Annotated in this window: 8 protein-coding genes; 5 read left to right on the top strand and 3 right to left on the bottom strand. The window is 36.1% G+C overall.

The window, feature by feature from the left end:
- Positions 1-208: 208 nt before the first annotated feature.
- On the bottom strand, positions 209-433 hold the full coding sequence (locus tag UABAM_RS14975; RefSeq protein WP_151968814.1) for a hypothetical protein: 225 nt from the start codon (positions 431-433) through the stop codon (positions 209-211).
- 284 nt (positions 434-717) lie between these two features.
- On the opposite strand from UABAM_RS14975, the gene UABAM_RS14970 reads away from it, so the two are divergent.
- The 3 genes from UABAM_RS14970 (at position 718) to UABAM_RS14960 (ending at position 2,893) form a co-directional block, all read left to right on the top strand.
- Entirely contained in the window at positions 718-1,224 is a 507-nt protein-coding gene (locus tag UABAM_RS14970; RefSeq protein WP_151968813.1) for a hypothetical protein, read from the top strand.
- A gap of 104 nt (positions 1,225-1,328) precedes the next feature.
- Entirely contained in the window at positions 1,329-1,943 is a 615-nt protein-coding gene (locus tag UABAM_RS14965) for an AAA family ATPase (RefSeq protein ID WP_151968812.1), read from the top strand.
- Between the two features lie 2 nt (positions 1,944-1,945).
- Positions 1,946-2,893 (top strand): hypothetical protein, encoded by a 948-nt coding sequence (locus tag UABAM_RS14960; protein WP_151968811.1) that lies wholly within the window; start codon positions 1,946-1,948, stop codon positions 2,891-2,893.
- A 1,372-nt stretch (positions 2,894-4,265) separates the two neighbouring features.
- On the opposite strand, the gene UABAM_RS14955 is transcribed toward UABAM_RS14960, so the two are convergent.
- Together UABAM_RS14955 and UABAM_RS14950 are read right to left on the bottom strand one after the other, a co-directional pair.
- Entirely contained in the window at positions 4,266-5,240 is a 975-nt protein-coding gene (locus tag UABAM_RS14955; protein ID WP_151968810.1) for a CobW family GTP-binding protein, read from the bottom strand.
- 261 nt (positions 5,241-5,501) lie between these two features.
- On the bottom strand, positions 5,502-6,260 hold the full coding sequence (locus UABAM_RS14950) for an RNA polymerase sigma factor (protein WP_151968809.1): 759 nt from the start codon (positions 6,258-6,260) through the stop codon (positions 5,502-5,504).
- Between the two features lie 143 nt (positions 6,261-6,403).
- On the opposite strand from UABAM_RS14950, the gene UABAM_RS14945 reads away from it, so the two are divergent.
- On the top strand, positions 6,404-9,007 hold the full coding sequence (locus UABAM_RS14945) for a hypothetical protein (RefSeq protein ID WP_151968808.1): 2,604 nt from the start codon (positions 6,404-6,406) through the stop codon (positions 9,005-9,007).
- A 221-nt stretch (positions 9,008-9,228) separates the two neighbouring features.
- The gene (locus tag UABAM_RS14940; RefSeq protein WP_151968807.1) at positions 9,229-12,612 is read left to right on the top strand and encodes a serine/threonine-protein kinase; all 3,384 of its coding nucleotides are present in this window, start codon (positions 9,229-9,231) and stop codon (positions 12,610-12,612) included.
- Positions 12,613-12,719: the final 107 nt, after the last annotated feature.

Genomic DNA, 12,719 nt, shown 5'->3' with positions numbered 1-12,719 from the left:
AGGCTTCTGACTCGCTTTTATCCCCAATAACACAAAGGGAAGTTTGTCTACCTGTATGGGGCTGACTACTAAAACCACTTTAGACATGGTGTAGTGCCCATCTACCCTTTTTTAAAGATAGATAGCTTGTTTTAGGAGTTGCTATATGGTTTTCTTAAAATACAGTATTGATGCTTGAAATTCAATATTGTTGTTTAAAACAATATATTTATGCTTTAAATAAAACATTTATTTCTTTATCGTTCTTTTTATCAAGAACTGTTAGAATATCTTCCTCTGTGAATCTATCTAGGTAGCTAACTAACTTAATACAACCTTTTATCGTTGTAGCTGTTTTATCTGACCCTATTCTTTCCCCTAACTTATCTATATAGTCTAGCATTTTTTCATCCATGGCTAAAGTTACGTTTTTAGTTTTTCTTTTCTCTTTCATTCAATTTTCCTTAAAGTTAGGTGCTTTCTTCCTAAATATACATCTAAAAGATTAATTTGTCAATTTTTTATTTGAAAATAAGTTAAAAATAAGTTAATAATAAGTTTGTAATAAGTTGAATATAGCTTGGAATAAGTTAAGTATAAGTTTGAGATAAGTTGGTGGTGAAGTGAGGTAAGATTAAGAATAGGTTAATGATAAGCTAAGGTAAGTGAATGATCACTTGGTAGTTAAGAAAAGTGTTAACGATTCTATTCATTTCAAAGTCTATAGGAGAATAGAGAATGCTACAAATAAGAAAAGTTGAAATATTTGAATATAGAGTTCTTCAAAATGTAAATGTAGAGTTTGAAGAAGATAGTGATCCTCAAATTTTTCCTATTGCAAGTAATAACGGTGGGGGAAAAAGTACTTTTATACAACTAATATTTGCGGTATTAACTGTTGGTAATCAAAAAGATTATAATTTACTCTCAAATATGATGTCGCATGTAGACGAATTCTCAATGAGAATAGAATTACAATACCTAAAAGGGAGTATTACTTTATTAATTAAAAAAAATAACGCCTCTAAAATATTGAGTCTCTATTCTAACAAAGAAGATTGTATTGACGCTTTAAAAAGTCGTTTAAAAGATACAGCGACTGTTAAGAATCCTAAATTACAATACAATTCACTTGATGGAGGTTCTTATCGAGGAACTAGGGAACTAATTTGTCAGAGAATAAGAGAAGATATACGTAAATTAGAAGAAGAACAACTTATTCTTGAAAAAAAATCCCAATCTTAAAAAGGGATCGAGAGGTTTTTGTTCAAGATACCATCATCAAAATAGAGTCTTCTATAATATACAATCCAGAGATATTGCTTTATGAGATATCTCAAAATGTATTTATGATAGGGGCTCCTTCTGAAATATATTTGTTCTTAAATCAAGAAGATAGGGAATTAGCTCTCCAGGTAGATAACTTTAAATATTATCAAGTGATATGCTCCTTAAAAAATAATTTCGACAATTTTATGACATATGACATGATGGGGGCGGAAATTTTGATCAAAGCTATATATAAATTTCAAGATCTTGATTTTGAGATGAAGATGAAAACAGGAAAATACGGAGATCATATAGATCGTTTACTAGGAGATTTGGATTCTTTACTCCAGAATAAAAGAATACGTCCAAATGAAGATCGATCTGCACTAGTTTTTTTAGATTTGCAAGGAAAAAAACTAGACGTATCATGTTTAAGTAAAGGAGAAGTGAAGCAATTAGCTGTGTATATTTGGCTAAAATATATTGTTTCTGAAAATTCAATAGTTCTTATAGATGAACTAGAAACTCATCTGCACCCTGATTGGCAATCGGATATTCCTAAAAACTTAGAAAAATGGGGACCATCAAATCAATATATTATTTCTACACACTCGTACGATTTGTGTGATTCTCTTCCACCGTCAAATATAAAAGAACTTGGAGTAAAACTTAGGTCTAGCAAAAAGGGAGACTAACTATGACAAATATGTCTATAGAAAAGTTATCTGATTTTATCCTCGCTAATGCTAGAAGTCGGTTTAAAGATAAAGTAGTTATACTTTGTGAGGGAAGGACCAACTTATCCGATAGGAGTAATCCAAGTACTGTTGCGAAAAGAAGAAAACTTGCAGATGCAACATTTTTTAAACGTTGTGTGCCAAGTTATTGGACATACAAAAAACCACAGTTCATCGGTTGCGGAACGAGAGAATCTACAATTGGTACTTTTTTTAGCTTAAGAAAGCTCATTAGTGAAAAAACAGATACATTTATAAACCCCGATAAGCTTTTTGCTATTGTGGATCCAGATGTGCAGTCTACAAAAATTGAAGAAGATTACCATCATTCGAACACTAATGAAATTTATAATGATCTTTATTACGAAGGTGTCCTTAATGGGCAAAAGATTCAATCTAATCGCATTTTAACATTGGGTCTAGCTGTGCGCGAAAATTATTTTTTCGAACCTGATTTGGTAAAAGAAAGAATAAAGAAGTTTAACCCTTCTATTTGTTACAAATATGCCATTGAACGAATAAATTCCGACAATGATATTGTCTGTGAAAAAAAGAAAATAAAAGAAGAGGTTTTTAGAAGAGTTTCACATGTGGAAAACATAAAGCTCGATTGTGGAAGAGATGAACTTTGCCAAAGTTACAAAGATATCTTAGGATATAATCCCAAAAATCCTAAAAGAGACCAAAGATTAGTAATAATGAGTATGCTGGGGTTTATAAAGTTGAAAAAACACTGGGAGAATATTGATTTTAAGGGAAAAAACAATCACTCAAATAGAATAATAAGAAATAATACTCAACTATCGATTGCTAATTACTATTCTGATAACCAACTAGAAGAATACCACTTTACGATTTTGTTTCGGGAGTTATATAAGATAGAGTTTGGTTGTTACCCTGAAGGATAGCGATAATTTATTTAAAATTTAGATTGTACCTATTATAGTAACTCTTTCGCCATTATACGTGTTAGTTCTAGTTTTAAAAGTTTACCGGGAACGAGCACTACACCCTGGGATTTAGAGCCGTTATTTTTTTTAGATTTAAACCCTTATTCTTCATTTTAATTTCAAAAGTTGTCATTGTGTTGTTTTGTGGGCAGAATATCGTTCGGGAATATATGCCACAGCACTTTTATTTTCTGTACAATAGTTGGAATGTTGCATTTGATCACGGCTTTTGTATAGATATTATGGGACTCGTATTCGATATTGCGAGCCGTTATAGGTGTGTCGTTAATAAAAATACTATTCAGATTTGTATAAAACTGTGAAAACTGTGTATAATTGGTGTAGCTTTTTCTTTTACCATAAACAATATTATCGTACACTACTTTTGAAAAATAGATGTTTTGTACAATAGAGTTATTGGTAACGTTAATTACGATGCGAATCTGAAAATGAGAGGTATCTATGTGTACAAGGTGCAAAAGCAAAACAATATGGTAGATGCTTGCCCAAATAGGAAGTCTAGTAATTACAAACATAGAGGCGCAGGTAGGTTAAATAAAATAGCCTCCCTGTGCCTAACTATAGTTGGGTGTTACTAAAACTGGACTTTACAGGAGGGTAATAAATGCATGCCTATTACATAGCCGCCGTATGTACAATAATATGTACTATATTGTATGTTATTGAACTTATTTTTCTAAGATAATCTAGCTAACAAATGAGTCACAATCCTACCCGATTGTGGCTTTTTTTCAATTTGGCGACTCAATATTACTTCCCAAGTTGTCCAGTTATCAGTAGAATACTACATTTTTGAAAAATATCAAATTTTTTTTATTGTAAATAAATCTTGTGTAAATCTCTCTAGCCAAGAAATAAAGCTATTTGAGAGTATTTACGTTAATACTAATTAACACGTTGTAATACAATCTTTTCTCATTCTGTTAACTATCACTTTGTGTAAACAAAAGCGTACCTCTAAACAAAAAACGACACTTCCATAACTAGATCTGTGTGGGGTAGTAATTTTCTACTAAAGGTAGCGTTTAATTACTCAAACTTGCGGATTTTAAACGGCATTTTTTACAATCAAATATCATGTCGCGGCCTCTAAGTGGCCTCCGAGAATACACAACCAAAAAATATTGATATAAGTTATTTACTTTAAAAGGCTTATGGTTTCCATATTTTTATGACATAAAACAGTAATGTTTTTGTACTTTTTTTATCATCGCTTGATGATAAATAAATTTGTAAGTTATTTACTTATAGTGTTTTGCGAGATGGTGTTTGTCGTCATGGTTTTATAGTAGTCATCATAACTAACGATTTATTTGTCCACCATATGCCTATTAAACATTTTTTCGAAAGCTTTGCGTTGTAACCCTCTTCCTATAAATACAAGTTTTCCCTCCCTGTTATCGTTGGGTTCCCAAGGAGTACCGTCAGTAGCAACGAAAGCACTTCTCGCCGATTGCAGAATGACGCGATTAGGGTAATTGGGGATGGCGATAAATCCCTTCACGCGATAAACTTGATCTCTATACAAATGTACAATGCGATTGAGATCTAATTGTAGACTTTCCAAGTTAAGAGGATGCGGAAATGAAATGGTAAAACTAGTGATTTTATGGCTATTGTTTTCTCCCTCCGCAGTTTCGTGAAAATGTGGAGGTTTATCGATGATTTTTTCGACAGACGCAGGTTTTATGGTTCCCGTTTGGAGAATGTCTTCTATCGGAAACACACCTTTTTCTCCGCTGTGTACCACAGCATTTGGATTAATACCCTCTAATAGTGATTCTACTCTTGCAAGGTCATTGGCCGTGACCATATCTACTTTATTGATAAGTAGCACATCGGCAAGCGCAATTTGCCTGAGGGCTTCATCCGCCTCTTTTAACCAACCCTCTACTTGTCCCGCATCCACAAGGGAAATCACTTGTTGCAGTTCAAAGACTTTTTCCACAGCGGCATTTTCCAGAAACACTTGGATAATGGAACTTGGATCGGCAATGCCTGTTGTTTCGATGATTAACCGATCGTACTCATCTGTTTTTTGACTAGCTTCCCTTAGTATATCCAATAAACCATCCGCCAACGAGCAGCAAAGGCAACCCGCACTTAATTCGACCACTTCCTCAACGCCATCTATTACCAAAGCGCCATCGACATTCACCGCACCACACTCGTTTTCAACAACAAAAATGCGTTCAGGTAATCGTTCCCTAATGAAGTGATTTAAGAAGGTTGTTTTTCCACTGCCTAAAAAACCAGTAATGATATGTACAGGTGTTCGTTTCATAATTTACTCCTAATCTCTTGATGCCTTTTACACCGTGACCGTGACCCTCAATACCATTGACTTAAGCGCAAACACCTTTTAATAATAAACTTACCTTGTCCTGTCATCCCTGACTTGATCAGGGACCCAGGCGCTTTCAAGTCGAATTTATATTGCTAGTTTCCCGCTTTCGCGGGAATGACATGAATTTGTAAGTCTTTTATTAAATAACTTATTTTTTAAGTCAATGGCATTGAGCCCTGAATGTAATCGTAACCGATTCTAATGAGTAATCGCCAAAGAAATATCCCCGATATGCTTGCGAAGCATACACATTTCCTCTTCAAGCAATTCTTCATTTTGCTGCACCAATGTCGCGCTCACTTCCTCGCGAATAAACTCAAAAAACATACGTCGCCCACGCGAAAGTTGTTTATTGATATTATTCTCTGCCTTGGTGACCGCAGCGCCATCTTGCGCTTGTTGCGGATCTAAAATTTTGAGTTGTAATGCGATTTCTTTTGATGACAATGGTGGTTGCGAAAAGTATTTTTTCTTGAATAAATGGTAGATTTTTTTTTCGTAAGCCTTTAATCTACTAAGAGCGCGATTGACTAATACATTAACATACTCTACTTCGTATTTATCGTATATCTGTGGAGCATTGTCTTCTTTTAGGGAAAAATCGTGGTCGAATGTTGGTGTTTGTGACGCCTGCTTTCCCAGATAGTCATTGGCAAACCTCCAAGCAATTGTATACAAAAATGTGCGTAATTTCCCTTTGTTTTGGTCGACGTTTGTAAAAATTTTTTGTCGGCGTTCGAGCAAATACAAATAAAATTCCGCCAGCATTTCCTCGGTATTCTCATGGTGGTTACGCGAATTTTGTGTATGAAAATCTCTAAGTCGTTTACTAAATAATATCAACAATGGTTTTTCGAAACGCTTTAAAATATTGTTTAAAGCCGCTTGTTTTTCAGGGGAGTCTAAGTCGGTAGCTGCTGCTTTGTGTATTTCCGACCACTGTGTTTCGTCATACATAAAAAAATTCCAAAAGTTTTGTCAGGTTTACAAATATTTACCAATAAGAAAGTAAAAGCATTCGTTCGAGCGAGTTTTGTGGTGAACTTATGTGACTTTTTTGCGCTGCAAAAACGTTAGAACTATTTTAAAGGAGATATTACATGAATAGAATTATTTTATTATTTTTTTGCTTTCTTAGTGTGAATTTTGCGCAAGATTTCTTGAGCAAAGCGGAAAAAAGAATTCACGATAAATTGAACAGTGTGGAAGTTACTTTGGATTTTACGGAAACTCCCTTTGCCGATGTGATTCGCTTTATACGGCTTACTTCGGAAATCAATATTGTCGTTGATCGAAGAGTAACAAAACGTTTGGAGAAAGAAGGCACAAGAGTTACCTTGTCGGTAGAGGAGTTAAAGTTAAGAACAGCTCTCGATTTATTGTGTCAGTTTTACAATTTAAAAGCTATTTTTCGCAGCGATGTTTTGTTTATTCTCGACGCTGAACGTGTGACAGGAAGAGCGTTTGTCAAAACTTATGATATTCGCAATTTGTGTTTTCCCTCTCGCCCTATATCAGACAACAAACAGACTCAAGTTGTTTTTCGTGAACTTCCAGATACATCCGAACGTTTGAAAAATATTATCGTATCGGTAATTGAGCCCAATTCGTGGAAGGATGGCAATCGCATCCATATAAACAATGGTTTATTGATTGTTAAGAATAAAGCGCGTGCGCACCGCAAGATTTCTTCTCTATTAAAACGTTTAGGAGAATCGCACGACGCGATCTCTATGGTTGTTTCTCTTTATATTGTTGATAACTACGATATGAAACGAAAATACTACTCTACGCGAACTTTATTGCATCGCTGCAAAATTTCGGGTGTAGAAAATACCGTATCATGTCTTTCTACAAATAAAAACAATGTCAATTTTTCGATGGCGTTACTTCCTTGTGTCTTCCAAAAAAAGGGAATAAAAATATACAGTGATGTTGTCTTTCAATATTCCACAAGAGAATATCGAGACCAAGGTGTGGCATTAGTGGTAAACGGTAAAGAGAGTGTACTCAGTGTTCTACCAACGCCTGATGAGGGAAAAACGTTGATGATTTGTGCTCGGGTAGTGTCGCACTCATTAAAAAAAGAAGCGCAACGTCCTAATGAGGATGTAGACTCGCGTAAGGTCGAATATCAATTGCATAATGAGAGAATGACAATAAATTTTAGCGAGGCACCTCTGTTTGAAGTTATTGATTTTTTAAGAACGACGACAGGTATTAATATCATTATCTCGCCTGAGGCAATTGAGTACAATTCGCTATGTGAAATAGCGGTAAAAAGGTTGCGTGTATCTTCGATACTTGAACTTATACTTGCGGGTAGTCACAAGAAAAATGATGTATCGTCTTCTGGTTTAACCTATCGAATCGAAAATGGTGTTATTATCATTGTACCTCAGGATAAAATTTCGAAAACGATGAGAAGTTACTATGTGGGCGACTTGTTGAATTATCGTGAGAAATTAGTGGTAGACAAACAAGAGTTCTTCACGAAGGAAATACACAAAAAAATATTACAATTAGCGAAGGATGCCAAAGACAAAGAAACGCAACAACTTTATCGCAACATGATAGGAGAGATCCATTCTGTTGAAGAAGTGGATGTTAAGAAGGAGCTGCAAAATTTTATCACAGATAAAAATGCATCGCAAGGCTTTGTCGAATTATACGGTGGTCAATTGATTGTCTACGGTGCTTCGGGTTTTCATGAAAATGTAGTCAATACCATAGAATCTCTACGTAAAAGTTTTTCTGGAAATGTTTTTATACAGTGCTCTTTTGGAAAGAGGTATTCCATGGCGCGTGCGGTTCAGAACAAGAGTTTTTTTTCGATAAACACCAAATTTTCTGACGACACAGTGGCACTGAAAATACGCCCTACGATTCATGGAGATCATACATGGTTAGAAATAGAATACAAAACGCCAAATGTGCAAGGAAATGTAATTACCAAAGTCAAAAATGGAAAAGATCATGTTGTTGCAGATGTTGGAGGACAGCAACTACGCGTTACAGTAAGTATTTCCGATCTACTACACGATTACCAGCAATATTTAAAAACGATATTGAAGGACGCGGCACAACAATTTTTAAAGAAAAAAAATCGCAATACGGAATATATTTTTGAAGTATACAAGAGTATGATCGAAGTATTTTCACATGACGAAAGTCAAGAAATACTGCACAAACAAATTATTCCAGTTCTTATCTCACGCTTACCGCAAGAAAAAGTGAGTATGCAATTACGCATTTTACAAATCTTGCAAAAACAAAACGACAGTTCTCCACAAATGGTCACAATGGTAAAAAAATTGTTGGACTCTGCTAAGCCGGAAGTTGTAAGCAATGTAATACCGTTGTTAACACATTATGGTTGGGATTCAGACTATACGCAAGAAATGGTGTCGTTGTTGCTGGGTCTACTACAAAAAGATGCACAACGCAAAAAGGCAATCAAAGCGTTGCAAGAATTACTACCCTCTGCTGATGAGAGCCGTTGGAAAAAAGACGCGATTACTACGGTGATGAAGTATACCAATGAGTGGACAGCAGAGCAGTGGTTTGGTACAAAATATAGCTCAGATTCCGATTCCGAAGATGATGTTTGGGATGATGAAGAGTATGAAGATGATGATTATGAAGACGAAGATGACGATGACGAAGATGACAAAGATGACAAAGATGACAAAGGCGATAAATAAATTCGTATAGATTTTCGTTTTCATATTGGTGCCCTCACCATCGAATTGCAGGTTTCAGCTTTGCTGAAAACTGCATTCTCATGCCTCTCCCACGGGAGAGGCGTAATGCGTTTATTTTTGATCTTGTTGATTTATTTTTGATGGCTTTTTGGGCGGCATTGGTTTTATAGAATTTAGTTCTTTGCCAAAGATGGTGGTATTCATAACAACAAAGGAAAAATATGAGTGAAAACAGCAAATATTCGCTATTATCCTCCTTACAAGATATTTCGTTGAAAAAGCCACAAATCGAATGGGATGAAGCGTCGCGAGTTATCGATAAACGTTACAAAATACTACGTATGCTTGGGCGCGGAGGCCAGGGGATTGTTTGGGAAGTTTACGACGAGGTGACAAAGAGAGAGGTGGCTCTAAAGCAATGTAGTGCTGCGCGTGATCCTCGTTTATTTTTGGAAGAAGTGACTTTGCATGCTAGTTTTCATCATGAATCTATCCCTTCTATTTTTGAGGTACACGAAGGAGATCTTCCTTATTTCACTATGCGCAAAATTGATGGAATAAAACTATCGGAATTTTTACATGCCTTGCACGGTTTGCCAAACGCCAACCCCAAATTGAGAATGATGGTGAACCACATTACATTGCGGGAGTTGATGCATATTTTTTATGATATCTGTCGTGTTGTCTGCCACCTACACGAGAAGAACTATGTTCATCGCGATTTAAAGCCGCAGAATATTCTTATCGATAGTGAATATAAAATTCATTTGATTGATTTTGGTTTGACAACATCGCCTGAAAATGTGAAAGAAATCTGCGGGACGAAAAACTTTGTCGATCCACGATGTTTATTCGAAACAAAAAAATCGAAGCGTATTGATATTTACGCTTTAGGTGTTATCTTGCTGGCCATGACCACATCGCGAAGTTATCGCTCCATAGAAGGGGATCGCTGGGAGTTTTTTCCATATGATACCAATATTGATTTGCGCTTGTCCTTAAAAGATTTCTTGAAACAAATCGAGAGCTTGCGGATTCAATTACCTGCATGTGATAAGTCTTTAAAAAGAGATGTTACCTCAAAGGGGATTGAACGCATTTTCCAACATTGTTTGGGAATTGATCGCCGTGGTTTTTTGTGTTCGCGGACCTTTGTTTATCCTCGGGCGGAAGATTTATGCAAAGATGTGGAAAGTCTTTTGTCGCGCAAAGATGGGATCGCATTTCGCCAACCGCTTGCGACGAAATTGAGTAAACTTTTGCGACAATATCCAAAAAGCGTTACGGCGTTTTTGATATTGATTGTATTTAGTGTTGCGGTAGCAATGTCGATGCGCAGTCAATACTTGCACAGTTATGAGGAAGCGGAACAAGCATTGAGGCAAGATAATCCGTCGCGTGCTTTGGCGGTATACCAGAATTACTCATGGTTTTATACCAGGGAAAAAAAGTGGTTGCAGGAATACATGTTGTTTCAAAAATTGTTAAAGAATGCACGATTTGCTTTTTATAATTCTTATATGATCAAACCTTTTTATGAACGTTTGCCATTTTACGATTATAAAAATATGACGCAAATTTCACGTTTACTGAAATTGTATCAACAAATTCAAGGCGTTACACTCAGTATTGAGCAAAATATTCAATATTGCAACCCGAGTGTAAATTATTTTTTTTACCAACAAAACATCGCTGCACAAAGAAAAGAAATTACCTTTTTAAAACGCATGGCTATTTTTTCAGGGGAGTATATTACTTCTGAAAAAGCGCAGGGAATTCTCGAAGATTTAAATGTAGCGTTTCCCGGTAAGACAAATAAATATTTAGAATTGAGTGTTTACTTTGTGACGCGCAATCAGAAAGCGCTCAAAGCATTTGTTGAAGAAAATCCTTCTCTTTATTGGGGACATGCGGTGCGCGCGATTCAGTTATTGTGCGAAGAAAAATGGAATGAAAGTCAGTCGGTAAGTTTAGCATGTGTGGCTCTTGACCCAAAGCATTTCTTTCCGTATTTGCTCGTGGTACTTTCTTCTATAGAAGACGCAGAAACGGCAAAGAAGTTCTTAGCGAAAATGAATCAATTTAAAGAAAAGAACGCTTATTTTTATCTTCTGCTGGGAGACATTTACTTTTATCACAGTATGTTTGTAAAAGCGCAAGAACAATATTCCGCAGCTTTGAATATAGACCCCAGTGCCAATGCTTACTTTCGTTTGGGGAATGTGCAGTTATCTTTACAAAACTTCACCGCTGCCATTGAAGATTTTTCGTGGGCAATTAGTATTTCACAGCAAGGAAAATTTTATCGGCAGCGTGGTACGGCATATCTAAAAAATGTGGCATACCAAGAAGCCATTGACGATTTTGTGCAAGCAATTGCTCTAGAACCAAACTTATCCGAAGGATATATTGCGAAATCCCTTGTACATCTGGCGCAAAAAAAATATAGTGCGGCCATGCAGGATTTAGGAATGGCTGTAAGAAAAAATCCGCAAAATTGGCGCGGGTATATCTATCGTGCAGATATCTATATTTTACAAGAAAAGCACGACTTAGCGATTGCCGACTTAAATAAGGCGCTCCAGTTACAACCCAACGATGTCGAAATTCGTCGAAAGCGCGCTAGTGTTTATGCGAAACAACAGCAGTACAATTTGGCGATCGCGGATGTGAATGTAGTTCTACAACTCAATGAAAAAGATGTACAGAGTCGAGAGATACGCGGATTATGTTATTTAAAGAAAGGGAATTTTGAGGCCGCATTTCGCGATTTTAACTTTGTGATCAATAATCATAAGTCGCGCGCGTCTACATACAGCCATCGTGGAACAACTTATATGCAACAAAATAGGTATGCTTTGGCGTTAGCGGATTTTGACAATGCAACACAGCTAGATAAAAATTATTTACCTGCATATACTCAGAAAGTAGAAATTTTCGTAAGACTAAAAGAATTTACAAAAGCAATAACCGTATTAGATCGTTTATTAAATATTCAACCAGACTCCAAAAACTTTCGTTATCAAAGAGCGAATGTATATGTACAACAAAATCGCTTAACAGAGGCAATCACCGATCTAAATTTTTTAATAGAAAACAATGCGCAAGATCTCGAAGCGTATTTACAAAGAGGTCTTGTTTATTTAAAGCAAAAAATGTTTGTGGAAGCACTACGCGATTTTCAACACATAACTAAAAACAACTCTGAATCCGAACAAGGGTATTACCTAAGCGGAATAGCTCTTTCACAAATGAAGAAATGGAAAGAGGCGTCCACATCATTTGACAACGCGATTTCTTTAAACGACGCGTATAAAGAGGCGATATTTCACCGTGGAATTGCTTTCTTGAATCTGGGAGTCGTGGAGAAAGCGCACCGTGATTTTTCGAAGGTATTTTATATCGAAAAGTACCGCTCGTCGGCGTATTTTTATTTAGCTTGCGTGTATGCCTTACAGAATAAGAAAATGGAAGCATGCAGTTTATTGGAGGAGTGCTTACGCTCCAAAAGCATAAGTATTGAGCAAGTCCAAAAGGAAGATAAATTACGCAGTATACGTAAAACGACAAGGTACCGAAATTTGATGCAGCGCTTTGGCGATTAAGGGGTTTTTATTCATGATTTAATTCAAGTCAATATCGCAAACTAGTGGCATCTTTTCCTGTATATGTCAGATGTATTAGGCTCCCCCTGTGGGGGAGCAATCGCTGC

Origin of the sequence: Candidatus Uabimicrobium amorphum (genome assembly GCF_009002475.1) — a bacterium.
Taxonomy (GTDB): domain Bacteria; phylum Planctomycetota; class Uabimicrobiia; order Uabimicrobiales; family Uabimicrobiaceae; genus Uabimicrobium; species Uabimicrobium amorphum.
Note: the sequence above shows the minus strand (reverse complement) of the source record. Positions and strands in the feature narration are given on the sequence as shown.

Excerpts from the sequence above, each read along its gene's own strand:
- UABAM_RS14975 (WP_151968814.1), bottom strand. The coding sequence starts at position 433 with ATGAAAGAGAAAAGAAAAACTAAAAACGTAACTTTAGCCATGGATGAA.
- UABAM_RS14970 (WP_151968813.1), top strand. The coding sequence starts at position 718 with ATGCTACAAATAAGAAAAGTTGAAATATTTGAATATAGAGTTCTTCAA.
- UABAM_RS14965 (WP_151968812.1), top strand. The coding sequence starts at position 1,329 with ATGATAGGGGCTCCTTCTGAAATATATTTGTTCTTAAATCAAGAAGAT.
- UABAM_RS14960 (WP_151968811.1), top strand. The coding sequence starts at position 1,946 with ATGACAAATATGTCTATAGAAAAGTTATCTGATTTTATCCTCGCTAAT.
- UABAM_RS14955 (WP_151968810.1), bottom strand. The coding sequence starts at position 5,240 with ATGAAACGAACACCTGTACATATCATTACTGGTTTTTTAGGCAGTGGA.
- UABAM_RS14950 (WP_151968809.1), bottom strand. The coding sequence starts at position 6,260 with ATGTATGACGAAACACAGTGGTCGGAAATACACAAAGCAGCAGCTACC.
- UABAM_RS14945 (WP_151968808.1), top strand. The coding sequence starts at position 6,404 with ATGAATAGAATTATTTTATTATTTTTTTGCTTTCTTAGTGTGAATTTT.
- UABAM_RS14940 (WP_151968807.1), top strand. The coding sequence starts at position 9,229 with ATGAGTGAAAACAGCAAATATTCGCTATTATCCTCCTTACAAGATATT.